Origin of the sequence: Brucella sp. MAB-22 (assembly GCF_025908475.1) — a bacterium.
In the GTDB taxonomy this organism is placed as follows: domain Bacteria; phylum Pseudomonadota; class Alphaproteobacteria; order Rhizobiales; family Rhizobiaceae; genus Brucella; species Brucella anthropi.
Window position 1 is genome coordinate 1,902,948 of the sequence record NZ_CP109782.1, and the last position, 25,688, is coordinate 1,928,635.

The window sequence follows — 25,688 nt, forward strand, 5'->3', positions numbered from 1 at the left end:
ACAAGGGGTGGGATAGATGCCCAACATCGTTGAAATCGCCGATCTGAAGCGGCTTGCCCAGCGCCGCGTCCCCAAGATGTTCTTTGATTACGCGGATTCTGGCGCATGGACCGAGTCGACCTATCGCTCAAATGAAGACGACTTCAAGAAAATCAAGCTGCGCCAGCGCATTCTCGTCGACATGACGAACCGTTCGTTGGAAACGACGATGATCGGCGAGAAAGTGTCCATGCCGGTGGCTCTCGCACCGACCGGCCTGACGGGCATGCAGCACGCGGACGGTGAAATGCTGGCAGCACAGGCTGCCGAAGCCTTTGGCGTTCCCTTCACCCTTTCGACCATGAGCATCTGTTCCATCGAAGACGTCGCTTCGGTGACAAAGAAGCCGTTCTGGTTCCAGCTATACGTGATGAAGGACCGCGATTTCGTGAAGAACCTGATCGGTCGCGCTAAGGCGGCAGGCTGTTCGGCTCTTGTGCTTACCCTCGATCTCCAGATTCTCGGCCAGCGGCACAAGGATATCCGCAACGGCCTTTCCGCTCCGCCGAAATTCACCCCGAAGCATATCTGGCAGATGGCGACCCGCCCCGGCTGGTGCCTGGGCATGATGGGCACGCAGCGCCGCACGTTCCGCAACATTGCCGGTCACGCCAAGAATGTTACCGACCTTTCTTCGCTCTCCTCGTGGACGGCTGAACAGTTCGATCCGCAGCTCAACTGGAACGACGTTGCCTGGATCAAGGAACAATGGGGCGGCAAGCTGATCCTTAAAGGCATTCTCGATGTGGAAGATGCCAAGATGGCAGCCAAATCAGGTGCCGACGCGATCATCGTGTCGAACCATGGCGGACGTCAGCTGGATGGCGCACCGTCCTCGATATCCATGCTGCAGCCGATCGTTGATGCCGTTGGCGACAAGATCGAAGTGCATGTCGATGGCGGCATCCGCTCCGGCCAGGATGTGCTCAAGGCCCGCGCACTTGGCGCTCAGGGCGTGTATATCGGTCGCCCGTTCCTCTATGGCCTCGGCGCCATGGGCAAGGACGGCGTAACGCTGGCGCTCGACATCATCCGCAAGGAACTGGATGTCACGATGGCGCTCTGCGGCAAGCGGGATATCAACGATATCGACAAGTCGATCATCCATTCGATAAACTTCTGATAACGACAGGAGCCGGCCTCGCGTCGGCTCCTATACTTTAGAAATTGCTTGCATAATATCGCGTCACACGCGAGTACCGGCGACTGATGCACCGCAAGGTTACTTAAAAATAACCAAGTGTTAAACATATCTCTTTACCATATCCGGCAGTACGGCTTGTGAGCCGTTTTTCTGTTCGGATTTGGAGTGGGAACCGATGAAGTGCACTTCCGCCATTGCCATCGTGGCTATCAGTCTGATGGCGGGATCAGGAGCGGCGTTTGCCGCCGACATAATTGCAGACCCTGTTATTGAACCCATGCCGGAACCGGTTAATTCGTCCGGCTGGTATATTCGTGGCGATCTCGGTTACAATTTCAAATCCAGCACAGATGGCGACTGGAGCTTCTGGAACCAGTTCGATCCGCCCTATCGCGGCATTGACGACACGCTGCGCTACGATGATTTCGACCTCAAGGCAGGCGCAACTTACGGCGTGGGTGTCGGTTACCGCTTCACCGACATGTTCCGCGCCGACGCAACGCTCGACTTCTTCCGTGCAGGCATAAACGGTCGCACCGCCTGCCCAAGCTATGTGAAATCTGCCAAGGGCTTCAATCCGGTCGAGGACAACTGCAACTACGAGGATTCCTCGACAGCCAATATCTGGACGGCCATGGCCAACGCCTATGTCGACCTGCCGCGTGTGGGACCTGTGACGCCTTATCTCGGCGCAGGTCTCGGCGCCGCCTATGTGCAATATGACGACTGGAAAACCCACGAAGTCTGCGCAGGCTGCACCTATTCCAGCGAAAAGGACGGCCTCGACAGCTGGCGCTTCGCAATGGCTCTCATGGCCGGTGTCAGCTACGATCTGACCGAGCAGCTCAAGCTTGACGTCGGTTACCGCTATATGCGCATCAATGGTGGCAAAGCCTACGGTTTTGACGCAGCCGATCGCAGCACCAACCCTTACGGCAATGCCGAAGGACCGGGCGCCACGGGAACGCAGGCCAAAGACAATGGCTTCAACATGCACACGATCCGCGCCGGTCTTCGCTACGAATTCCGTTAAAGAGAGTGACCTTTCGGATAGAAAGCCCGGTCAGTGCCGGGCTTTTTTCATTTCAGCCGCGTGAAGTCGGTGCCTTTGACAGAAGCACCGTGCGGATTGCGAAACTGGAATGGATGCGCGCGACACCGGGCAATCGCGACAGGATTTCCTTGTGAATGATCTCATAAGCCGCAGCGTTTTCGGCTTCGACGCGCAAAATGTAATCCGCGTCGCCTGTCATGAGATAACATTCCTGAACTTCGGGGTGCCGCCGCACCGCTTCCTCGAAACGATTCAGAAACTCCTCGGTCTGGCGGTCAAGCGTAATGCGTACGATAGCGACGAGCCGCTCATCGCCGTCGGATGAACCGACGATGGCCGTATAGCCACGGATAACGCCGCTTTCTTCCAATATTTGCACCCGCCGCAGACAGGCGGACTGCGAAAGTCCTACTTCGCTGGCGAGATGGCTGTTGGTCATGCGCCCATCACGGCGCAGGCAGCGGATGATATTGCGGTCGATACCGTCGAGCGTTGGCATGAATAATCTTCAACTCTGGAGCTAAAATATGCGCAAGATGTGCGAAAATTCGCATAATATGCGACAAATAGCAAAAACATTCGAATAGTCTTCGACTAATATGCGAGCAAGCTCTGGGAGTGAGGAGTCACAAGGTTTCTCAACCGAGGCTTATATGCTTTGGGTGGCAGACGATCCATATCGACAATGACCTTCCAGGCGTTCTCGTAACGTAGTGAGCAGTTTGGAAAGAACCGTGCAAATGGTTGAGATGTCGATGCAATTTTCACAGGATGAGCGCGATCTTGCCGCCGGTGGCGTATTGACCATCGACCTGTCGGCGCTGCGTCACAATTATTCGGCCATTGCCCGTCATATCGCGCCCACCCGTACCGCTGCCGTTGTGAAGGCAGATGCCTACGGGCTCGGCGCCAGTCGTGTTGCGCCAGCTTTTTACGATGCCGGTTGCCGTGACTTCTTCGTCGCCCATCTCGGTGAAGCCATTGCGCTGAAGCCGTTTATCCAACCCGATGCGACGCTCTACGTTTTGAACGGTCTTCAACCGGGGACGGAAGAAGCCTGCGCCCGCGAAGGCATTCTGCCAGTTCTCAACTCGCTGGAACAGATTGAAAACTGGGCGGCACTCGCCACCAGACAGGGCAAGAAGCTGCCCGCCCTGCTGCAGCTCGATACCGGCATGTCACGTCTCGGCCTGTCGCCGAAGGAATTTGAACGCTTTCTTGAGAACGCCACGCTTCTGGATGCCATCGACATCAAGTTTGTCATCAGCCACCTGGCCAGCGGTGACGAACCGGAAAATGCGGCAAATGCCCGTCAGCTTGCCAATATGACCGCGCTGCTTGCCCGTCTGCCAAAACTGCCGGTTGCTTTTGCCAATTCCGGCGGCAGCTTCCTCGACAAGACCTATCATTTCGACCTCGCCCGCCCCGGTGTCGCGCTTTATGGCGTTGGACCGAAAAGCGAGATCATTCCTGTCCTCACCCTTTCGGCACGCGTCATTCAGGTGCGCGAGATCGACAAGGGGGCGGCGGTTGGCTATGGCGGCGCCTATATCGCCGAAGGGCCAATGCGGGTTGCAACGATTGCTGTCGGATATGCCGATGGCTGGTTCCGTTCTCTCAGCAACAAGGGTGCGGCCTTCTTTGGCGATACGCGACTACCGATCATCGGCCGTGTGTCGATGGACTCGATCACGCTCGACGTCAGCGCATTGCCGGAAGGCACGCTGAAACTCGGCAGTCTTGTGGAGCTGATCGGCCCGCACCAGCGCCTCGAAGACGTGGCGCGCGATTGCGACACTATTCCCTATGAAATTCTGACTGCGCTCGGCAACCGTTATGCACGTGTCTACGTGGAGAGCGGCGCGAGCGACATAAAAGTATAAGACAAGAGGCGAACATGCAGATCACCATTCTCGGCAGCGGCGTCATTGGCGTTACGACCGCTTATTACCTCGCCAAGCTCGGTCACGAGGTAACCGTTGTCGACCGCGAAGAAGGCCCCGCACTGGAAACGAGCTTTGCCAATGCCGGTCAGGTTTCGCCAGGCTATGCTTCGCCCTGGGCAGCCCCCGGCGTTCCGTTCAAGGCCGTGAAATGGCTGTTCCAGAAACATGCTCCGCTGATTTTGCGCCCGACATGCGACCCCGTTCAGTATAGCTGGCTCCTGCAGATGCTCGCGAACTGCACCGACAGCCGTTACAAGGTCAACAAGACCCGCATGGTGCGCGTAGCCGAATATGCGCGCGATTGCCTTGTCGATCTGCGCAAGGAAACCGGCATCGAATACGACCAGCGCATGCAGGGCACGCTCCAGCTTTTCCGCGAGCAGTACCAGCTCGACGGTATCGGCAAGGACATTGAAGTGCTGCGTCAGGATGGCGTGCCGTTTGAAGTCCTCGACCGCGAGGGCTGCGCCAAGGTAGAACCGGCACTTGCCCGCGTGAAGGACAAGTTCGTCGGTGGCTTGCGTCTTCCGCATGACGAAACCGGCGACTGCTTCAAGTTCACCAATGCGCTGGCAAAGATTGCCGAAGGACTCGGTGTAAAATTCCGCTTCGGCGTCAACATCAAGTCGTTACTGATGTCCGGCGGCAAGGTTTCCGGCGTCGAGACCTCCGAGGGTGTCCTGACCGCCGACCGTTATGTCGTCGCTCTTGGCAGCTATACGCCTGCGCTCGTCAAATCGCTTGGCCTTAACGCCCCGATCTATCCGGTGAAAGGCTATTCCATCACCGCGCCGATCGTCGATGAGGATCGCGCTCCGGTTTCGACCGTTCTCGATGAAAGCTACAAGATTGCGATCACCCGTCTCGGCGACCGCATCCGCGTCGGCGGTATGGCGGAAGTCTCGGGCTTCACCACGGACCTGCCTGCCGCGCGGCGCGCAACGCTCGATCTGTCGGTAACGGACCTGTTCCCCGGCGGCGATCTGAAAGCGGCAACCTTCTGGTCCGGCCTGCGCCCGATGACACCGGATTCCACGCCGATCATCGGTGCAACGCGCTACGACAACGTGTTCATAAATGCCGGTCACGGAACGCTCGGCTGGACGATGTCGTGCGGTTCCGGCAAATTGCTCGCCGACCTTATTTCCGGCAACAAGCCGGATATCCGGGCCGACGATCTCGGTATTTCCCGCTACGAATAGACTATTTGCACGAAATTGAATCGCCTTCCTCAAGGCGATTCAAAAACTCGGCGGCGTGCAGGCGCTGACGATTTCGCATGGCACCGGTCCGACGCAACGGAACCGGTGCGGCAGTTTGCTGGAAAAGTAATAGGCGTCACCCGGCCCCAGAATGCGGCGTTCACTGCCGACCGTCACTTCGATGCGGCCAGAAATGACGATGCCGCCTTCCTCGCCTTCGTGCATCAAAAGCACTTTTCCCGTATCGGAACCCGGCTCATAACGCTCCTTCAGCATCTGTAAAGAGCGCGAAAACAGATGGTCTCCCACCTGCCGATAGGAAATTGGGCCCTTACCGATTTCCACCAGTTCCTCGGCCTGATAGAATACCTTGTGCGGAGCATCCGGTTCGAGCGCGAAAAACTCGGCCATGCCGATAGGAATACCGTCGAGAATGCGCTTCAATGCACCGACGGACGGATTGGACTGATTGGCCTCGATGAGGGAGATGGTGGAGTTGGTCACACCTGCCCTTTTGGCCAGCTCGCGCTGCGACAGGTTCTGCCGCATGCGCACATAACGAAGCCTCCCGCCGATATCGATGCTCATCGAACTCTTCCCCATGTTTATGATGTTCGATATAGCACAAACTTGATAATTATCCCACATAAAAACAATAACTTAATATCTTGAAGAAAAGGACTTGTTGCACCTCGCAAAGCGTGGCCTGCTGCTTACAAATAGGAGGTAATTATGCTCACCAAAACCAACACGCCAAGCCTTGAGAACTTCTGGATGCCGTTCACCGCGAACCGGCAGTTCAAGGCAGCGCCTCGCCTGCTCGCAAGTGCTTCGGGCATGTATTACACCGACACCGACGGCAATCAGGTTCTGGATGGCACGGCTGGTCTCTGGTGCTGCAATGCCGGTCATGGCCGCAAGCGCATCACCGAAGCTGTCGAGCGCCAGATTTCGACCATGGATTTCGCACCGACCTTCCAGATGGGCCATAATGTGGCTTTCGACTTTGCTGAAAAGCTCGCAGCTATCGCACCGGGCGGACCGGATGCAAAACTCGACCGCGTATTCTTCACCAATTCCGGTTCGGAATCGGTCGATACCGCACTGAAGATCGCCATCGCCTATCAGCGCGCCATCGGCCAGGGCACCCGCACCATGGTTCTGGGTCGCGAAAAGGGCTATCACGGCGTTGGTTTCGGCGGCATTTCCGTCGGCGGCCTTGTCAATAACCGCCGCGTCTTCCCGCAGATTCCTGCTGACCACCTTCGCCACACGCTCGACATCGAAAAGAACGCCTTCTCCAAGGGCCTGCCAGCAAACGGCATCGAGCTTGCCGACGATCTGGAACGCCTCGTCCAGCTACATGGCGCTGAAAAGATCGCTGCCGTCATCGTTGAACCGATGTCCGGTTCGGCTGGCGTCATCCTCCCGCCGAAGGGCTATCTGGAACGCCTCCGCGCCACAGCAGACAAGCATGGCATCCTCCTGATCTTCGACGAAGTCATCACCGGTTTTGGCCGCCTCGGCACGCCGTTTGCCGTTGATTATTTCGGCGTCGTGCCCGACCTCGTGACAACCGCGAAGGGCCTGACCAATGGCGCCATCCCGATGGGCGCAGTCTTCGCCGCCCGCAAGGTCTATGATGGCCTGATGACCGGCCCGGAAAACGCCATCGAGCTGTTCCATGGCTACACCTATTCCGGCCATCCGGTTGCCGCTGCAGCCGGCCTTGCAACGCTGGAAGTCTATGCCGAAGAAGGCCTGCTGACGCGCGGTGCAGAGCTTGCCAATCACTGGCAAGAAGCACTCCATTCGCTCAAGGGCGTTTCGAACGTCATCGACATTCGCAACCTCGGTCTGGTTGGCGCCATCGAACTCTCGTCGCGCAAGGATGCACCGGGCGCCCGCGCCTACGATGTTTTCGTGGATTGCTTCAAGAAGGGCCTGCTCATTCGCGTAACTGGCGATGTGATCGCGCTTTCGCCGCCGTTGATCGTGGAAAAGGAACAGATCGACACGATCGTGTCCGTCCTCGGCGACGCCATCAAACGCGCAGCCTGACCTTCACCCAAGTCATGCTGCCTTTTAGAGCGCATCCCGAAAAGTGTGAAACGGTTTTCGGACAAGATGCGCTCTATTTTTAAACTACGCATCGATTCTTGGACCGATGCGCTCGCCGCCGCTGTTCCCCTGCGGCGGCTTTTTTTCTGATAACAGCAATTCATTCGCGGCTATCGGGAAATATCAAATCGCGATATTATTCAGAACGTATATTGTCTTGTTTCGGGAACCTTTTGGCCTCGCATACATCCAATGAAACTCCACAGGAGTTTGACCCATGCGTGCAAAAACAGCGCTACCCGCCACCTCTCCGACATTTCAGGATGATCTTGTCCTCGCCCAGTGCGCAAAAATGCACGATCTGGAAGCGCTGCGCAAAATCATGCAGACCAACAATCAGCGGCTCTATCGTCTGGCCCGCGGCATCGTGCACAACGACAGCGAAGCGGAAGATGTGGTTCAGGAGACCTATTTTCTGGCCTTCAGGAGTCTTGATCGCTTTCGCGGCCAATCCAGCCTGACCACGTGGCTATCCCGTATTGCAATTCACGAAGCCCTCGGTCGTCTGCGCAAAACCCGGAAGGTCGAGAAGCTTCTTGAGACCACGCCCGACACAAACAATATCATCCCGTTTCCATCCGACGTGAGCGTGAATGACCCCGAACGCAGTTTTGCGCAGCGACAGATATTGCAACTGGTCGAACAGGCAACGGATAATCTGCCGGAAATTTTTCGCCTCGTATTCGTCGCACGGGTCATTGAAGGCTTGAGCGTGGATGAAACAGCCGAATTGTTGAATCTGCGCCCGCAAACCGTAAAGACACGTCTTCACCGCGCCCGATATTTGTTGCGAAAACAGCTGGACGAGAAAATCGGCCCTGTATTGCTGGATGCCTTTCCCTTCGCAGGCAAACGCTGCGAGCGGATTATAACCGCCGTTTTGGCGCGGCTGGACGAACTGACATAATGTCAGGAACCTTTTGAACTCTCCCGCATCCAATAGCTGTCACTAGAGCATTTCCAGCAAAAGTGCGAAGCGGTTTTGCGTAGGATAATGCGACGAAACAACTATCTGGAGCCCATAAAAAGGTGCCCGGACAAGGGAGAGTTCCATGTCTATTCGTTCAGTTGTATCCGTTGCTGCAATTTGCATTTGCGGCAGTCTGTCTCTGGCAATTGCCCATGACGGAAAATTACACGATCCGGCGATAGCCCATATTGCCTACACGGCAGGCGCCATCGATGTCGCGGCTGCCAAACAGGCTCTCGAAAAATCCAAAAACAAAACGGTGCTTGAGTTCGCACAGACCATGCTGCGTGATCATGAAGCGGTCAATCAGCAGGCGCTCGCTCTGGTCAAGAAACTGAACGTCACACCGGAGGATAACGACACAAGCAAAGCCTTGTCCAAAGCGGCGGCAGAAGAACTGACCAGGTTGAGCAAACTCGATGGCGCAGCTTTCGACAAATCCTATGTCGACAACGAGGTTGCCTATCATAAGGAAGTGAACAAGGCGCTGAAAACCGCACTTATCCCGTCCGCCAGCAATGCTGAACTGAAGAACCTGCTCGAAACCGGTCTCAAATTGTTCCAGAGCCATGAGCAACATGCCGAACACATCGCCATGTCTTTGAAATAGGACCGGTCCGATGAGATATGTTCAAGCTGTCACCATACTTGCCGGGTTGCTGATTATCAGTGTCCCGGCAAAGGCGAAAACAATTGAAATTACGGTCGAAAAACTTGCTTTTTCACCGCAGAACATTGAAGCGAACGTGGGCGATGTGATCGAATGGAACAATAAGGACCCCATGCAGCACACCGCAACCGTAAAGGGAGAATGGGATATTCTGCTGCCACCCCGGAAGGTCACGAGACAGGTTCTGAAATCGCCAGAAGCGGTCAAGTTTTACTGCCGTTTTCACCCCGATATGATCGGAAAGCTAACAGTCAAACCATGAGGAAAAGCGCGCCGATGCGTTTGCCGGGCCGTAATGTGCACGACCAGTCGTTTATCCTCCCTGCGATGGCGTGAAATTCGCCACCAGCGCATGGCTGTCGCCGGGATAGGTAAAGCGTACATGTGTTACCGGCTGGTCAGCATTCCAGGTCTGGCGCTCGATCACCAGACAGGGCGCCCCCAGCGGAATACCGAGCATGCCAGCATTTTCCTGCGTGGCGGCAATCGCACGTATCGAGTGTTTTGCGCTACTCCACGGCACGCACGAAACCAGCCATGGTCCCGGCGAATTTTCAGCAAAGTCAGTCTGCGCAGCGGTCGGAACCGCATCCAGACTAATGATGCGCTCTTCCAGAGCGAAAACACGCTTGCCCGCATAGTGACGGCAGACGAGTTCAACCAGCGGCGTATGGCGCGGCATGTCGATATGCCTTGCATCGGCTGGTCCGCTCAATCGCTCGCGCCGGCTCGTCAGCTCGAACCGATAAGCGGCGCCAAGCGCTGCTACTTCATCGCGAATATCGTGGATTTCGAGGATTGCGGCCTGCGATTGCGGAAAGGAAACAAAACTGCCGGATCTCCGCTTGCGCTCAATCAGACCGGCCTTTGCCAGCTGTGTCAGCGCCTTGTTCACGGTCATGCGTGAACAGCCATATTGTTCCGTCAGCTCGTGTTCAAACGGGATGCGATGGCCGGGCAGCCATTCTCCCGACAGGATGCGCGATTCAATATCGTCCAGAATACGCTGATGCAGCGAAAGCACCGGTGCGTCCTTTACGATCAAATCTTCGCCAGCCATGCCATCTCCTGTCAGGCGAGTAATTCGCCGATCACTGTCTGGAAAGCACGCTCGGCTTCATCGCGCAAGCGGTGACGCCCGCCTTCCACCTGTTTAACGCCGCGCACCCATACATCGGACGGTCGTGCGCGACCGCCAAAAATCCAGCCATCGAGCACTGCGTCGCCTTTTGCATGTGGCAGACGCGCCGCATCAAGTGCGACGAAATCGGCCGAAGCCCCCGCTTCCAAGCCATCGCTTGCACGTCCCATGGCGATATTGCCGCCCGTCACCGCGCCATCGAACAATGCGCGGCCTGTCGAGCCTGCGTTCTCGGCCAGAACATTGCGCGCGCGGTGCAGGAGACGCTGCGAATATTCGTACTGGCGTAACTCATCGCTAATGCCGATCAGCACATTGGAATCCGAGCCGACGCCGAACTTGCCGCCTGCTTCGTGGAAGACCGTGGCATTGAAAGTGCCGTCACCAAGATTGGCCTCCGTCACAGGACAAAGACCAGCAATCGCACCAGCCTCAGCCATGCGCATGGTTTCCGCGTCGGTCATGTGGGTCGCGTGGATGAGGCACCAGCGCGACGACAATTCCTGATGGTCAAGCAGCCATTCAACAGGTCGCTGGCCCGACCATGCAATGCAGTCGTCCACTTCCTTGACCTGTTCGGCAATGTGAATATGCACAGGCGCATCCGGCAAAAGCTTTGCCGCAAATGTCAGCTCATCGGGGGTGACAGCACGCAGACTGTGCGGGGCTACGCCAAGCACGGCACCATCGAAACCGACAAGCGCTTTCTGGCAGCCTTCAATCAAACGGGAAAAGCTTGCTTCATCATTGATAAACCGACGCTGGCCTTCATTCGGAGCAGCACCGCCAAAGGTCGAATGCGCATAAAGCACTGGCAGCAATGTCAGGCCGATACCCGCTGCCCCAGCTGCGGAAACAATGCGATCCGCCATCTCGGAAATATTGCCGTAAGGTGTGCCGTCGCGATCATGGTGCAGATAATGAAACTCACCGACGCGGGTAAATCCTGCCTCCAGCATGTCGACATAAAGCCGCAGCGCTACAGCTTCCGCCTGTTCCGGCGACATGGTGAGCGCAAACTTGTACATGATCTCGCGCCAGCTCCAGAAGCTGTCAGCAGAAGGTCCACGCCGCTCAGCCAGTCCTGCCATGCCATATTGGAACGCATGGCTGTGCAGATTTGGCATGCCTGAAACGATCACTGCATGGTGTTCGTCGCCCGACTGCGCACTGACGCCGGTTTCCACAGATGCGATTTTTCCGTCGACAATGCCAAGTCGAACATCATCCGCCCAGCCTGTTTGCAGAAGCGCCTGACCGGCATGGATAAATTGCGTTTTTGTGGCTGCGGCAGACATTCGAACAAGCTCCTCATTTCGCCAAATTCACACGCCGATCTTTCAACAGATCGCAAATGGATGCATTTTTTCTCTTGGCGACTCCGTTAATATGTATATACATTATTGAAAAACAGGGGAAGCGAGAAAACGCTCATGCCAGATAAAACAAGCTACATTTTCAGCAACGCCCGTATCGCCACCTTGGGTGAAAACGCCGAGGGTCTGGGGCTCATCGACAATGCAGCGCTCGCCGTGAAAGACGGCAAGATCGCTTATGTCGGTCCGGAAAATGCTCTGCCTGCTGAATATGCATCTTTCGAGAAAATCGACTGCGAGAACCGCCTGATCACACCCGGCCTGGTCGACTGCCACACGCATCTTGTCCATGCTGGCAACCGCGCCCATGAATTTGAGCTGCGCCTGAATGGTGCCACTTACGAAGAAGTGGCACGTGCAGGCGGCGGCATTGTTTCCTCAGTCAAGAACCTGCGTGCTGCCAGCGAAGATGATCTGGTGCGCGAAACCCTGCCCCGTCTCGATGCACTGATTGCAGAAGGTGTCACCACCGTTGAAGTCAAGTCGGGCTATGGCCTCGACCGTGACAGCGAAATCAAGTCGTTGAAAGCCGCCCGCCGTCTTGGCGAAGAGCGTGACGTGGCGGTCCGCACGACCTTCCTTGGCGCGCACGCCCTGCCGCCGGAAATGAACGGCGACAAGGCCGCCTATATCGACCGCGTCATCAACGACATGCTACCGGCTATCGCCGCTGAAAATCTGGCCGATGCGGTTGACGGTTTTTGCGAAGGCATCGCCTTCCTGCCGGATGAAATCACCCGCGTCTTCGATGCGGCCAAGGCGCATAATATTCCGGTCAAGCTTCATGCCGACCAGTTGTCCAATCTGCATGGTGCGGCTCTTGCAGCATCTTATGATGCGCTTTCAGCCGATCATCTGGAATATACGGATGCGGACGGCGCCGCTGCAATGGCCAAGGCCGGAACGGTAGCCGTGCTGCTGCCCGGCGCCTACTACTTCATCCGCGAAACACAAAAGCCGCCAGTCGAGCTTTTCCGTGCTGCGGGTACCAAGATGGCGCTGGCCACCGATAACAATCCCGGCACCTCGCCGCTGACCTCGCTTTTGCTCACCATGAATATGGGCGCAACGCTCTTCCGCATGACGGTCGATGAATGCATCGCAGGTGTAACCCGCGAAGCAGCGCGCGCACTCGGGCTTCTTGATCAGACCGGCACACTGGAAGTTGGCAAGGATGCCGACCTCGCGATCTGGGACGTCGAGCGCCCGGCAGAGCTCGTTTACCGCATCGGCTTCAACCCGCTCTGGAAGCGGGTGTTCAAAGGCCAAATCTGAATTTTTGTTTCAACGCGCATCTTATCCGAAAACCGCTTCACGTTTTTCGAGATGCGCTCTTTGGGAGTTTTCCATGACCCTCGTATTGAAGCCCGGCAGCGTGCCGCTTGAAACACTTGAAACAATCTATCGCGAGGGTCTCCCCGTCCGCATCGACCCTGCTTTTCACGCAGGCGTCGAAAAGGCTGCGGCGCGTATTGCGGAAATCGCGGCAGGGGATGAACCGGTTTATGGCATCAATACCGGCTTCGGAAAACTTGCCTCGATCCGTATTGCGGCAGGCGATGTCGCCACGCTCCAGCGCAATCTGATCCTGTCGCATTGCTGCGGCGTCGGCGAACCGCTTTCCGAAAATATCGTGCGCCTCATCATGGCGCTGAAGCTGATTTCACTCGGTCGTGGCGCTTCCGGCGTGCGGCTTGAAGTCATCACCCTCATCGAAAACATGCTGAAAAAAGGCGTGATCCCGATGATCCCGGAAAAGGGTTCCGTTGGCGCGTCTGGCGACCTTGCACCGCTGGCGCACATGACCGCGGCCATGATCGGTGAAGGCGAAGCCTTTTATAAGGGCGAGCGCCTGTCGGGTGCGAAGGCACTCGAAAAGGCCGGGCTGAAGCCGGTTGTGCTTGCCGCCAAGGAAGGGCTGGCGCTGATCAACGGCACACAGACCTCCACCGCTCTTGCACTGGCCGGTCTTTTCCGTGCGCATCGCGCCGCGCAGACAGCGCTGATCACCGGCGCATTGTCCACCGATGCCGCCATGGGATCTGATGCGCCATTCCATGAGGAAATCCATACATTGCGCGGCCATAAGGGCCAGATCGACGCTGGCCGGGCACTGCGCGCCCTACTCGAAGGTTCCGTCATCCGCCAGAGCCACCTCGAAGGCGACCAGCGTGTGCAGGACCCCTATTGCATTCGCTGCCAGCCGCAAGTCGATGGCGCTTGCCTCGACATTCTGCGTCAGGCAGCACGCACGCTGGAAATCGAAGCCAATGCGGTCACCGACAATCCGCTCGTTCTCTCGGACGGTCGCGCCGTGTCGGGCGGCAATTTCCATGCCGAACCTGTTGCCTTCGCCGCCGATCAGATTGCGCTGGCCGTCTGCGAAATCGGCGCGATCTCGCAGCGCCGCATCGCGCTTCTGGTTGACCCCGCCCTCTCCTTCGGTCTTCCGGCCTTCCTCGCCCGCAAGCCGGGCCTCAATTCCGGCCTGATGATCGCAGAAGTCACGTCTGCGGCACTCATGAGCGAAAACAAGCAGATGGCGCATCCGGCTTCGGTCGATTCCACCCCGACTTCGGCCAATCAGGAAGACCATGTGTCCATGGCCTGCCATGGTGCACGCCGTCTTCTTCAAATGACCGCCAACCTCAACGCCATCATCGGCATCGAAGCACTGACCGGTGCGCTCGGCGTCGAACTGCGCGAACCGCTGACCACCAGCCAGGAACTCTCCAAGGTCATCGCCGTGCTGCGCGGCCGCGTGCCGACGCTGGAAGACGACCGCTATATGGCCGACGACCTCAAGAATGCCGCTGAGCTGGTGGCTGACGGTGCACTTGCCGGGGCGGTTTCGAGCGGCATCCTGCCCGCGCTGGAGGCGTGATCATGAACCCGTTCGAAGTTCGTCAGGGAACCTCGCCCGTCATTCTGGGCCTTCCCCATACGGGCACGGATGTTCCCGACGACATCTGGTCACGGCTCAACGACAATGGCCGCATCCTTGCCGATACCGACTGGCATATTCACCAGCTCTATGATGGCCTTATTGATGGCGCAACCACGGTGCGCGCCACCTTTCACCGCTATTGCATCGATGCCAATCGTGATCCGGCAGGTGTCAGCCTCTATCCCGGCCAGAACACCACGACGCTGATCCCGGAAACCGACTTTGACGGCATTGCCATCTGGAAAGACGGCGAAGCACCAAAGGAAGCCGATATTGCCGACCGCATCACGCGCTTCCACAAGCCCTATCACGACGCGCTTTTAGCCGAGATCGAGCGTGTGAAGGCGATCCATGGCGTCGCCATCCTTTATGACTGCCATTCGATCCGCTCGCATATTCCGTTCCTGTTCGAAGGCAAATTGCCGGATTTCAACATCGGCACGGACATGGGCAAGACCTGCGATCCGAAGATCGAAGCTGCCGCCGTTGAGGTTACGGGACGGGCCGAAGGCTACACGTCGATTCTCAATGGCCGCTTCAAGGGCGGCTGGACGACGCGCCATTACGGCAAGCCGGAAACTGGTGTTCACGCCATCCAGATGGAGCTTGCCCAATCCACGCATCTTGCGACCGAAGCGGTTCCCTTCGCCTATGACGAGGCCAGGGCGGACAAGCTTCGCGTGCATCTCAAAACCCTTTTGCAGCGGCTGGAAACAATAGCCGCAGAACTGAAATCCTGAGGAGAACACCATGTCCAATCCACGCCATAACGAGCGCGAAGTCCGCGCGCCCCGCGGAGACGAACTCAACGCCAAGAGCTGGCTGACCGAAGCGCCGCTTCGCATGTTGATGAACAACCTTGACCCCGATGTCGCCGAACGCCCGCACGAGCTGGTCGTCTATGGCGGCATTGGCCGGGCGGCCCGGACATGGGATGATTTCGACAAGATTGTCGCGACCCTCAAGACGCTCAATGAAGACGAAACCTTGCTGGTGCAGTCGGGCAAGCCGGTGGGCGTGTTCCGCACCCACAAGGATGCACCGCGCGTTCTCATCGCCAATTCCAACCTCGTGCCGCATTGGGCGACCTGGGATCACTTCAACGAACTGGATAAGAAGGGTCTTGCCATGTATGGCCAGATGACCGCCGGTTCGTGGATCTACATCGGCGCGCAGGGCATCGTTCAGGGCACCTACGAAACCTTCGTGGAAGCCGGTCGCCAGCACTACGACGGCAACCTCAAGGGCAAATGGATTCTGACCGGCGGCTTGGGCGGCATGGGCGGCGCACAGCCTCTGGCAGCCGTCATGGCAGGCGCTTGCTGCCTTGCGGTCGAATGCGACGAAACCCGCGCCGATTTCCGCCTGCGCACCCGTTACGTCGATGAAAAGACCCATAACCTCGACGAAGCGCTGGCCAAGATCGATGAATGGACCAAGGCAGGCGAAGCCAAATCCATCGCGCTCATCGGCAATGCGGCTGAAATCTATCCGGAACTCGTCAAGCGCGGCGTGCGCCCCGACATCGTCACCGACCAGACCTCGGCGCATGATCCGGTGCATGGCTATCTGCCAATCGGCTGGACCGTCGCCGAATGGCGCGCCAAGCAGGAAAGCGATCCGAAGGGCGTTGCGAAAGCCGCCCGCGCTTCGATGAAGGTGCAGGTTCAGGCCATGCTCGACTTCTGGAATGCTGGCATTCCAACCGTCGATTACGGCAACAACATCCGCCAGATGGCACTTGAAGAAGGTCTGGAAAACGCCTTCGATTTCCCGGGCTTCGTCCCTGCCTATATCCGCCCGCTGTTCTGCCGCGGCGTCGGCCCGTTCCGCTGGGCTGCCCTTTCCGGCGATCCGGAAGATATCGCCAAGACCGACGCCAAGGTGAAGGAGCTGCTGCCAGACAACAAGCACCTGCACAACTGGCTCGACATGGCAAAGGAACGTATCGAGTTTCAGGGCCTGCCAGCACGCATCTGCTGGGTCGGTCTCGGCGACCGCCATCGTCTCGGCCTCGCCTTCAACGAAATGGTCCGCAATGGCGAGCTGAAGGCACCAATCGTTATCGGTCGCGATCACCTCGATAGCGGCTCGGTGGCTTCGCCGAACCGCGAAACGGAAGCCATGAAGGATGGCTCGGACGCAGTCTCCGACTGGCCGCTGCTCAATGCTCTGCTCAACACCGCTTCGGGCGCAACGTGGGTGTCACTCCATCACGGCGGCGGCGTCGGCATGGGCTTCAGCCAGCATTCCGGCATGGTCATCTGCTGTGACGGCACCGAAGATGCCGATCAGCGCATCGGTCGCGTGTTGTGGAACGACCCGGCCACCGGCGTCATGCGCCATGCCGATGCGGGCTACGATATCGCGCTCGACTGGGCGAAGCAGCAGGGCCTGCGCCTTCCAGCCATCCTTGGCAACTAAGAAATCAATGAAAGGCGGCCCTTCCGGGGGCCGCCTTTTTCATAGCTGGATAATACGTAAATACTGGGGAATAACGATGACAGACGTAGCGCTTGGCCGTAATGAGCCCTCTCGTGGATCGGCGGCTTTGAAACTGGTCATATACAGCTTCATAGGCATATTTTTCTTTTTCGTGCCCGTCACCATTGGCGGTAAATCGACCATCCTGCTCGATCACGCCGCGACCGCGATTGCCACGCAGCTTCGCCCTGCCGCTCTCGTTTTCGTCTGCTTGCTTATCGCTTATGGTGCCTTTGCACCTTTCGTAACGGGCACGTGGAAAAAGAATGTAACCGAAAGAATTTTCTCGGTTCTGCGTCTGCTCGGCCTCATCGCGACTGCCATGTATCTCGCCAATATCGGTCCGGCTGCACTTTTCACGCCCGATATGCTGCCGTTCCTGTTCGACAAGCTCGTATTGTCGGTCGGCCTGATCGTGCCGATCGGTGCACTGGCACTGGCTTTCCTGATTGGCTATGGCCTGCTCGAATTTACCGGCGTCATCGTACAACCAGTCATGCGCCCGATCTGGCGCACGCCGGGCTGGTCGGCCATCGATGCCGTGGCATCGTTCGTCGGCAGCTATTCGCTGGCACTTCTCATCACCGATCGCGTCTACAAGGAAGGCAAATACACCGCCCGCGAAGCGGCAATCGTCGCCACCGGCTTTTCCACGGTATCAGCCACCTTCATGATCATCGTCGCAAAGACGCTGGGCCTTATGGACGCGTGGAACCTCTATTTCTGGACCACTTTCTTCGTGACTTTCATTGTCTCCGCGATCACCGCACGCATCTGGCCATTGAGCCGCATGGATCATCCGGGCGACCGCGATACCCCATTGCCCGAAGGCAAAGGCCGTATTCAAACGGCAATCGACACCGGCATCCAGCAGGCACAAAATGCCCCCAAGCTTCTGCCGCTTCTCGGGGCGACGTTCCTTGATGGCCTGCGCATGGCAGCCATGATCCTTCCCAGCATCATGGCGGTCGGGCTTCTCGGCCTGCTTGCGTCCAAATATACGCCGATCTTTGATCTTCTGGGTCTGGCGCTCTATCCGTTTACATGGCTTGCGCAACTGGCCGATCCGATGCTTGCCGCAAAATCCATGGCGTCCGGCCTTGCAGAAATGTTCCTGCCAGCCATCCTCTTGAAGGACGCCGATGTCGTTTTGAAGTTCGTCGCCGCCGTTGTCTCGGTCAGCCAGGTTCTCTTCCTGTCGGCCTCAATCCCTTGCGTCCTTGCCACCTCGATCCCGCTCAAGTTCCGGGACCTGATCGTGATCTGGTATATCCGCACGGCACTCAGCATCCTGCTAACGGCACCAATTGCCTTCTGGGCAGCATCCAATGGATGGCTCGGTTGATGGTCGAAATTCTCAAGGCCGAAAGTCATCGCCGTATGCCATGGAAAAATGGCGGCGGCGTTACGGTCGAAATCGCCGTCCATCCGGAAGGCGCGTCAGTCGATAATTTCGACTGGCGCATTTCCATGGCGACCGTCGCCAGCGATGGCCCGTTTTCCGTCTTTCCCGGCATCGACCGCACATTGTCGGTGCTGGAAGGAGACGGCATCTTGCTCGATGTCGAAGGACAGCAGAGCACCCTCACCTGCGAAAGCGTACCGCTGTTCTTCGCTGCGGATGCTCAATCCAGCGCACGGCTGATCGGATCGGCCATTACCGACCTCAATGTGATGACCCGGCGCGGACGGTTTGCCCATATGGTCCGGCGCCTGCCCGTCAACGGCACTACGCTCACCCAGGCCAATGGCAATCTGGTTCTTCTTTTCTGTGCCGAAGGTCAGATCGATCTGACACTCGCGGCGAAAACGACGAAACTTGAGCAGCATGATTGCGCGGTCGCCACAAACTGCGACGCCTTGCCTCTTGAACTAAAGGGGAAGGGAGCCGCTTACCTGATTTCGATTAGCCCAATCTGATCAGTAGTTTACGACTATTCCATCGAGAATGAAGTATTCAAAGAACCGCAACGAACTCTCTGGACAGACGATACGGTCCTGTTAATTTGGCAGGAGTAAGAGACAAAAAAGTCTCACTATAAAAGGGGTACTACACATGAAGAAATCATTGCTTGCCGGGGCGGTACTAGCAGCTTTCACGTTAACGTCTGCGGCGCACGCTGAAACTGCCGTTTCCCTTGGCTTTTCCGGCTGGACCGGCTTTGCTCCGCTGACGCTTGCCAAGGAAGCCGGAATTTTCAAGAAGAATGGCCTCGACGTCACACTGACCAAAATCCCGCAGGCAAGCCGCCATCTGGCCCTCGCTTCCGGTGATATCCAGTGCGCGGCCACCACCGTTGAAACATGGATTGTCTGGAACGCGGCTGGCGTGAAGACCAAGCAGATATTCCAGATGGACAAGTCCTACGGCGCCGATGGTATTGCGGTGCGTGCCGATGTGAATTCCTTCGCCGATCTGAAGGGCAAGACGGTTGCCGCTTCTGCTCCGGGTACGTCGCCCTATTTCCTTCTCGCCTTCATGCTCGCCAAAAACGGTATGACGACCAAGGACGTCAAGGTCGTCAATATGGAGCCGGGACCGGCTGCACAGGCTTTCGTGGCCGGCCAGAACGATGCCGCCATGACCTACGAGCCTTATCTTTCCACCGTGCGCGCAGCACCCGACAAGGGCAAGATTCTTGCCACCACGCTCGATTATCCTGCGGTCATGGACACGGTCGGCTGCACGCCCGATTTCCTTGAAAAGAACCCCGAAGCCGCCAAGGCGCTTGCCGACAGCTACTTTGAAGCGCTGCAGATGATCGCTTCCGACAAGGCGAAGTCCTATGAAATCATGGGCAAGGACGTGAAGCAGTCGGGCGAGGATTTCGGCAAGTCGGCAGACTATCTTCGCTGGCAGGACAAGGCAGCCAACCAGAAGTTCTTTGAAGGTGAATTCAAGGAGTTTTCAACCGAAGCCGCCGATCTTCTGCTGAAGGCGGGTGTGATCAAGTCGAAGCCCAATCTCGATGACATCGTGGATACAAGCTTCATCAAGTAACATCGCTTCATATGCAAGCCCGGACGACACGTCCGGGCTTCCTTATTTTCTGCCCGTCGAGTGCGGCGGATGCGCGACTAAACAGGAAAATATATGCAGCCCTTGCAGCCGATAGGCAGTCAGACCCGGATATTACTGGGCATTCTATTCTTCATTCTCTTCTTTGTGTTCTGGGGTATAGCCACTCTGGGCGGCTTCGTTTCCCCGACTTTTCTTGCCGACCCGATCACCATGGTGAAGGACGGCTGGGATCTTATCGCCAATCAAGGCTTTATGTCCGATATCGGAATGACTGTCTGGCGCGTGCTTGGCGGCTTCGTACTGGCAAGCGTCGTTGCCATTCCGCTCGGCATCGCCATGGGCGCATACAAGCCGATTGAAGCGCTGCTGGAGCCCTTCGTCTCTTTTGCGCGCTATCTTCCCGCTTCGGCGTTCGTTCCGCTGTTGATCCTCTGGTCAGGCATTGGTGAAACACAGAAGCTGCTCGTCATCTTCATCGGCGCGGTGTTCCAGATCATTCTCATGATCGCCGTGACGGTCTCCAATACGCGTCGCGATCTTGTCGAAGCAGCCTACACGCTCGGCGCGTCGAACAGCGGCATCATTCGCCGCGTGCTCATGCCTGCCAGCGCGCCAGACATTGCCGAAACATTGCGCCTCGTGCTCGGCTGGGCATGGACCTATGTGATCGTGGCCGAACTCATCGGCGCATCGTCCGGCATCGGCTACATGATCATCAACTCTCAGGCACTGATGGCCACGGGCCAGATCATCTTCGGCATCATCGTGATCGGCGTCATCGGCCTGATCTCGGACCTTGCCTTCAAATATTTCAACCGCTGGCTCTTTGCATGGAGGTTCGCATAATGGTTACCAAAAGCGACCAGGAACTTGTCATCAAGGGCGTGAGCCGTACCTTTCCGGGCGTCCATGGCGGCAAGCCGACACTAGCATTGCAGCCGACCGACCTCGTCATCCCGAAAAATGATTTCGTGACCGTTCTCGGCCCCTCGGGCTGCGGCAAGTCCACGCTTCTTCGCATCATCGCCGGTCTCGACAAGCCCACCACCGGCACCGTGATGCTGGAGGGCAACCCTGTCACCGGACCGGGTGCAGATCGCGGTATGGTGTTCCAGTCCTACACGCTGTTTCCGTGGCTCACCATCCGGCAGAATGTCGGCTTCGGGCTTCGCGAAAAAGGCGTGCCGGAAAAGCAGGCGCGTGAAATCGTGGACAGCTATATCGACAAGGTCGGACTACGCGGCTTTGAAGATCACTGGCCAAAGCAGCTTTCGGGCGGCATGCAACAGCGCACGGCGATTGCCCGGGCACTCGCCAACGATCCAAAAATCCTGCTTCTCGACGAGCCGTTCGGCGCACTCGACAACCAGACCCGCGGACTGATGCAGGAGCTTCTGCTCGGCATCTGGGAGCGGGAGCACAAGACAGTGATCTTCGTCACCCACGACATCGAGGAAGCCATCTTCATGGCGACCCGCGTGGTTACGATGACCGCTCGTCCGGGCAAGATCAAATCGATCACACCGGTCGATATCGCGCATCCGCGCACCTACCACGTCAAGGCAAGCCCGGAATTTTCCGAACTGCGCCTGAAGTTGACGGAAGAAATCCGCAGCGAAGCCATTGCGGCAGCAAAGCAGGCTGCCTGAAAATAGCTGTTTCCCATTGCAGCCGACTGACCTATGAAAAGACTGCGACTTGATCGCAGTCTTTTCGTTTCAGGACACATCCAATCATGGCCGTTTCAGCAGAAGAACTTGAAAACCGCATCGTCTATGTCAACGGCGAATATGTTTCCGCCCGCGATGCGCGCATTTCCATCTTTGACCGTGGCTTCCTGTTCGGCGACGGTATTTACGAAGTGACTGCCGTGCTCGAAGGCAAACTCATCGACAGCGAGCCGCATATGCGACGCCTGCGACGCTCGACCGGCGAGATCGGTATTCCGATGCCGATGAACGAAGACGAGATCGTTGCCATCGAGCGTGAGCTGATCCGCCGCAACAATCTGACTGAAGGTCTGGTCTATCTGCAGGTGACACGCGGCGACGGACGCGACCGTGATTTCGTGCCCGCGAAAGGTATGAAGCCTTCGGTTGTCCTGTTCACGCAGGAAGCCAATCTGCTCGACAAGCCTGCGCTGAAAACCGGTGCCCGCGTGCTTTCGCTGGATGATCTGCGCTGGAAGCGCCGCGACATCAAGACGGTCTGTCTGCTGCCACAAGCGCTTGCCAAGGAAATCGCCAAGAACGCCGGTTGCGATGAAGCGTGGATGATTGAAGACGGCTATGTAACCGAAGGCGCATCGTCGACCGCCTATATCGTGACCGAAGATGATGTCGTCGTCACGCGCCCCAACAGCAATTCCATCCTGCCCGGCTGCACACGGCTTTCGCTTCTGCAACTGATCGCCGAGACCGGCATGAAGCTCGAAGAGCGGCTCTTCACCATCGATGAAGCCTATGCGGCAAAGGAAGCTTTCCTTACCAGCGCAGGCACATTCGTCACACCGATCACCGTCATTGACGAGAAAACCATCGGCACGGGTAAACCCGGTCCAGTTGCCCAGCGCCTGCGCGAAATCTATCTCGATCACGCCCACCGCACGGCAATCTGAAAACTGAACCGCCGCACGTCAGTGAAGCGGCTAAGATTTTGGTTATGGCGAGCCGAAAATGGTGGAGTTTGAGAACCGGAGCGGAGCGTACTAAAGGTACGTGAGCACCGGAAGCGCAAAACAACGCCATTTGCAGGCCGTCAGAGCCGAAATATCAGCGTTTCTGGTTATAGACGTCGATACAAACAGCCCCCAGCAGCACGATCCCCTTGATGACCTGCTGATAGTCGATGCCGATGCCGAGGATCGACATGCCGTTGTTCATCACGCCCATGATGAGCGCGCCGATCACGGCACCTGTCACACGGCCCACACCGCCATAGGCGGACGCGCCACCGATGAAGCAGGCCGCGATCACGTCCAGCTCGAAGCCGATACCGGCCTTGGGCGTTGCCGTGTTAAGGCGCGCTGCAAAGACCAGGCCAGCAAGCGCCGCCAGCACACCCATATTGACGAAAGCCAGAAATGTCAGCCGTTCGGTTTTCACGCCCGAAAGCTTGGCCGCATGCCGGTTTCCGCCCACCGCATAAATCTGCCGCCCGAGCACGGTCCGATTGGTGAGGAACGCATAGGCTGCAATCAGAACGGCCATGATGATGAGGACGTTCGGCAATCCGCGATGCATTGAAATCAGCAACGACAAATAGGCAATCGCCGAAAAGAACAGGATGTTCTTGATGACGAAAAGGCCAAAAGGCTCCGTTTCCACTTCATGCGCTATATGGCGCTGACGCGATTTCACATTCTGCCAGATCATGAAACCGGCCAGTAGCACGCCGATGATGAGCGATGTCAGATAGACGCCACCCGTCGTGCCGATGATTTCCGGAATAAAGCCGGACGATAGTTTCTGGAACACGACCGGAAACGGCCCGACCGACTGGCCGCCAAGCACGGCAAGCGTCAAGCCCTTGAAGACCAGCATGCCCGCCAGCGTGACGATGAAGGACGGAATATTGAAATAGGCGACCCAAAAGCCCTGCATCGCACCGATGATGCCACCGGCCAGCAGGCACAGAATGGCGGCAATAGGAAATGGCACGCCCCATTTGACCATCATCACAGCCGCGAGCGCACCGATAAAGCCACAGACCGAGCCGACCGAAAGGTCGATATGACCGGTGACGATGATGAGCAGCATACCAAGCGCCATGATGACGATATAGCTGTTCTGCAGAACCAGATTGGTGAGGTTCAGCGGCTTCATCAGCACACCGCCAGTCACGATCTGGAAAAAGATCATGATCGCGACCAGCGAGATCAGCATGCCGGATTCGCGCAGATTGTTCTTGAGATACCGCCCCACGCTGCTCGCCGGAGCTTTCGATCCACTGCTTCCGATGATATTCTCGCTCATGGCCGTTTTCCCTTGTTCCGCATGATGGCGCGCATGATGTTTTCCTGCGTTGCTTCCTCGCCAGCGACTTCGCCGACGAAGGCACCTTCATGCATGACGACGATGCGGTCGCAGATGCCGATCAGCTCCGGCATTTCCGAAGAAATGACGACCACGCCCTTGCCGCTATCCGCCAGCGAATTGATGATTGTGTAGATGTCATATTTCGCGCCGACATCGATGCCGCGCGTCGGTTCATCGAGGATCAGTACGTCGGGCCCGGTGAAGAGCCATTTGGACAGCACCACCTTCTGCTGGTTGCCGCCCGAAAGCGTGCCCGTCTCCTGATAGACATTGTGACAGCGAATGCTCATCTGTTCGCGATAGGAATTCGCGATCTTCATTTCGCGAATATCGTCGATGATGCCTTTCGGGCTGACGCCACGTAAATGCGCAAGCGAGATGTTGCGCGAAATATTTTCACCTAAGACCAGGCCGAGCTTCTTGCGATCCTCGGTCACATAGGCAAGCCCCGCTTTGATGGCCCGCGCCACAGTGGAAATATCGGCATTGTTGCCGTTGATACGCGCCTCACCGCTGATATTCGTGCCCCATGAACGCCCGAACAGGCTCATGGCGAATTCTGTGCGTCCCGCCCCCATCAACCCGGCAATGCCGACGATTTCGCCTGCCCTCACCTTGAACGACACGTTCTTGACCGAGTGCCGCTCCGGATGCAGCGGGTGATGCACTGACCAGTTGTCGACTTCGAAAATCACCTCACCGATCTTCGGATCGCGCTTCGGGTAGCGGCTTTCCAGATCGCGGTCGACCATCTTGCGGATAATATCGTCTTCCTCGACCTCGCCCGCATTACAGTCAAGTGTCGCCACTGCCTTGCCATCGCGCAGCACCGTGATCTTGTCGGCGACTTCGCGGATTTCATTGAGCTTGTGCGAAATGAGGATCGAGGTGATGCCTTGAGCACGAAACTCACGCAGAAGCGCCAGCAATGCCGCGCTGTCCGTCTCGTTGAGGCTTGCGGTCGGTTCGTCGAGGATCAGAAGCCGCACGCGCTTCGACAATGCCTTGGCAATTTCGACAAGCTGCTGCTTGCCGACACCAATATCGGTGACAAGCGTATCGGGCGATTCCGACAGGCCAACCTTCTGCAAAAGCTCGCGGGTACGCTTGTGCACCGTACTGCGGTCGATGACGCCATAGCTTGCCGGTGGATTGACGAGGAAAATGTTCTCGGCAATCGTCATAAGCGGTATGAGCGCCAGCTCCTGATGGATGATGACAATGCCAAGCGCTTCGGAATCGTTGATGTCGCGAAACTGCCGCTCTTCGCCGTCGAAGAAGATCGACCCCTCGTAGCTGCCATGCGGATAGACACCCGACAGCACCTTCATCAAGGTCGACTTGCCTGCTCCGTTCTCGCCGACAAAGGCATGAATCTCGCCCGGCATGACCGTGAAATTGACATCGCTCAGCGCTTTGACGACGCCGAAAGACTTGCTGATGCCGCGCATTTCCAGAAGCGGCTTGCCGGCGATTTCCGGCTTACCGTCAGACTGCTCGCGCAGGACAGGATTGGCTACATTCATCGCTCGCTC

24 protein-coding genes are annotated in these 25,688 nt (G+C 57.3%); 18 read left to right on the forward strand and 6 right to left on the reverse strand.

Features of this window, described 5'->3' with window-relative positions; genetic code table 11:
• Positions 1-16 precede the first annotated feature (16 nt).
• Complete coding sequence (locus OHI65_RS18695) at positions 17-1,162, forward strand: alpha-hydroxy acid oxidase (protein WP_036585574.1); 1,146 nt, start codon at positions 17-19, stop codon at positions 1,160-1,162.
• A 196-nt stretch (positions 1,163-1,358) separates the two neighbouring features.
• The gene (locus OHI65_RS18700; protein WP_010659516.1) at positions 1,359-2,216 is read left to right on the forward strand and encodes an outer membrane protein; all 858 of its coding nucleotides are present in this window, start codon (positions 1,359-1,361) and stop codon (positions 2,214-2,216) included.
• A 52-nt stretch (positions 2,217-2,268) separates the two neighbouring features.
• Here the strand turns inward: OHI65_RS18700 and OHI65_RS18705 are convergent, their stop codons facing one another.
• A complete protein-coding gene (locus OHI65_RS18705) occupies positions 2,269-2,736 on the reverse strand; it encodes an Lrp/AsnC family transcriptional regulator (RefSeq protein WP_012091508.1) in 468 nt (155 codons plus the stop codon).
• Positions 2,737-2,977: 241 nt separating this feature from the next.
• Here OHI65_RS18705 and alr point away from each other — a divergent pair, with 241 nt between their 5' ends.
• The gene (gene alr / locus OHI65_RS18710; RefSeq protein ID WP_125300376.1) at positions 2,978-4,120 is read left to right on the forward strand and encodes an alanine racemase; all 1,143 of its coding nucleotides are present in this window, start codon (positions 2,978-2,980) and stop codon (positions 4,118-4,120) included.
• Between the two features lie 14 nt (positions 4,121-4,134).
• Positions 4,135-5,385 carry a D-amino acid dehydrogenase gene (locus OHI65_RS18715; RefSeq protein ID WP_125300020.1) on the forward strand — a complete coding sequence of 417 codons (1,251 nt, stop codon included), beginning with the start codon at positions 4,135-4,137 and terminating at the stop codon, positions 5,383-5,385.
• A 39-nt stretch (positions 5,386-5,424) separates the two neighbouring features.
• Here OHI65_RS18715 and OHI65_RS18720 read toward each other — a convergent pair whose 3' ends face one another.
• A complete protein-coding gene (locus tag OHI65_RS18720; protein WP_010659512.1) occupies positions 5,425-5,973 on the reverse strand; it encodes a cupin domain-containing protein in 549 nt (182 codons plus the stop codon).
• A 144-nt stretch (positions 5,974-6,117) separates the two neighbouring features.
• Between OHI65_RS18720 and OHI65_RS18725 the strand changes: the two genes are divergently transcribed.
• The 4 genes from OHI65_RS18725 (at position 6,118) to OHI65_RS18740 (ending at position 9,408) form a co-directional block, all read left to right on the forward strand.
• Positions 6,118-7,446 (forward strand): aspartate aminotransferase family protein, encoded by a 1,329-nt coding sequence (locus tag OHI65_RS18725; RefSeq protein ID WP_125300019.1) that lies wholly within the window; start codon positions 6,118-6,120, stop codon positions 7,444-7,446.
• A gap of 277 nt (positions 7,447-7,723) precedes the next feature.
• Positions 7,724-8,413, forward strand: coding sequence for an RNA polymerase sigma factor (locus OHI65_RS18730; protein WP_125300018.1), 690 nt, complete (start codon positions 7,724-7,726; stop codon positions 8,411-8,413).
• A 145-nt stretch (positions 8,414-8,558) separates the two neighbouring features.
• Positions 8,559-9,086 (forward strand): DUF4142 domain-containing protein, encoded by a 528-nt coding sequence (locus OHI65_RS18735; RefSeq protein WP_125300017.1) that lies wholly within the window; start codon positions 8,559-8,561, stop codon positions 9,084-9,086.
• A gap of 10 nt (positions 9,087-9,096) precedes the next feature.
• A complete protein-coding gene (locus OHI65_RS18740) occupies positions 9,097-9,408 on the forward strand; it encodes a cupredoxin domain-containing protein (protein ID WP_125300016.1) in 312 nt (103 codons plus the stop codon).
• 51 nt (positions 9,409-9,459) lie between these two features.
• On the opposite strand, the gene hutC is transcribed toward OHI65_RS18740, so the two are convergent.
• On the reverse strand, positions 9,460-10,206 hold the full coding sequence (gene hutC / locus OHI65_RS18745) for a histidine utilization repressor (RefSeq protein ID WP_010659507.1): 747 nt from the start codon (positions 10,204-10,206) through the stop codon (positions 9,460-9,462).
• An 11-nt stretch (positions 10,207-10,217) separates the two neighbouring features.
• Entirely contained in the window at positions 10,218-11,585 is a 1,368-nt protein-coding gene (locus OHI65_RS18750) for a formimidoylglutamate deiminase (RefSeq protein WP_125300015.1), read from the reverse strand.
• Between the two features lie 135 nt (positions 11,586-11,720).
• Here OHI65_RS18750 and hutI point away from each other — a divergent pair, with 135 nt between their 5' ends.
• The 10 genes from hutI (at position 11,721) to OHI65_RS18800 (ending at position 22,733) form a co-directional block, all read left to right on the forward strand.
• Positions 11,721-12,938, forward strand: a complete 1,218-nt coding sequence (gene hutI, locus OHI65_RS18755; protein ID WP_125300014.1) for an imidazolonepropionase — start codon at positions 11,721-11,723, stop codon at positions 12,936-12,938.
• A 73-nt stretch (positions 12,939-13,011) separates the two neighbouring features.
• Positions 13,012-14,547, forward strand: coding sequence for a histidine ammonia-lyase (gene hutH, locus OHI65_RS18760; protein WP_125300013.1), 1,536 nt, complete (start codon positions 13,012-13,014; stop codon positions 14,545-14,547).
• A gap of 2 nt (positions 14,548-14,549) precedes the next feature.
• Positions 14,550-15,350, forward strand: a complete 801-nt coding sequence (hutG, locus tag OHI65_RS18765) for an N-formylglutamate deformylase (protein ID WP_125300012.1) — start codon at positions 14,550-14,552, stop codon at positions 15,348-15,350.
• A gap of 10 nt (positions 15,351-15,360) precedes the next feature.
• Positions 15,361-17,034: a urocanate hydratase gene (gene hutU / locus OHI65_RS18770; RefSeq protein WP_125300011.1), complete on the forward strand. Its 1,674-nt coding sequence runs from the start codon at positions 15,361-15,363 to the stop codon at positions 17,032-17,034.
• Between the two features lie 76 nt (positions 17,035-17,110).
• Positions 17,111-18,439, forward strand: a complete 1,329-nt coding sequence (locus OHI65_RS18775; protein ID WP_010659501.1) for a YjiH family protein — start codon at positions 17,111-17,113, stop codon at positions 18,437-18,439.
• Complete coding sequence (locus OHI65_RS18780) at positions 18,436-19,014, forward strand: HutD family protein (protein WP_125300375.1); 579 nt, start codon at positions 18,436-18,438, stop codon at positions 19,012-19,014. Before OHI65_RS18775 ends, OHI65_RS18780 begins: the two co-directional genes overlap by 4 nt.
• Before the next feature lie 136 nt (positions 19,015-19,150).
• Positions 19,151-20,095: an ABC transporter substrate-binding protein gene (locus tag OHI65_RS18785; protein WP_125300010.1), complete on the forward strand. Its 945-nt coding sequence runs from the start codon at positions 19,151-19,153 to the stop codon at positions 20,093-20,095.
• A gap of 93 nt (positions 20,096-20,188) precedes the next feature.
• Positions 20,189-20,962, forward strand: coding sequence for an ABC transporter permease (locus OHI65_RS18790; RefSeq protein ID WP_012091494.1), 774 nt, complete (start codon positions 20,189-20,191; stop codon positions 20,960-20,962).
• On the forward strand, positions 20,962-21,765 hold the full coding sequence (locus tag OHI65_RS18795) for an ABC transporter ATP-binding protein (protein WP_125300009.1): 804 nt from the start codon (positions 20,962-20,964) through the stop codon (positions 21,763-21,765). Before OHI65_RS18790 ends, OHI65_RS18795 begins: the two co-directional genes overlap by 1 nt.
• Positions 21,766-21,851: 86 nt before the next feature.
• A complete protein-coding gene (locus OHI65_RS18800; protein ID WP_125300008.1) occupies positions 21,852-22,733 on the forward strand; it encodes a D-amino-acid transaminase in 882 nt (293 codons plus the stop codon).
• A gap of 154 nt (positions 22,734-22,887) precedes the next feature.
• Here OHI65_RS18800 and mmsB read toward each other — a convergent pair whose 3' ends face one another.
• Complete coding sequence (mmsB, locus tag OHI65_RS18805) at positions 22,888-24,090, reverse strand: multiple monosaccharide ABC transporter permease (RefSeq protein ID WP_125300007.1); 1,203 nt, start codon at positions 24,088-24,090, stop codon at positions 22,888-22,890.
• Positions 24,087-25,679, reverse strand: a complete 1,593-nt coding sequence (gene mmsA, locus OHI65_RS18810) for a multiple monosaccharide ABC transporter ATP-binding protein (RefSeq protein WP_012091490.1) — start codon at positions 25,677-25,679, stop codon at positions 24,087-24,089. Before mmsA ends, mmsB begins: the two co-directional genes overlap by 4 nt.
• Between the last annotated feature and the right edge of the window lie 9 nt (positions 25,680-25,688).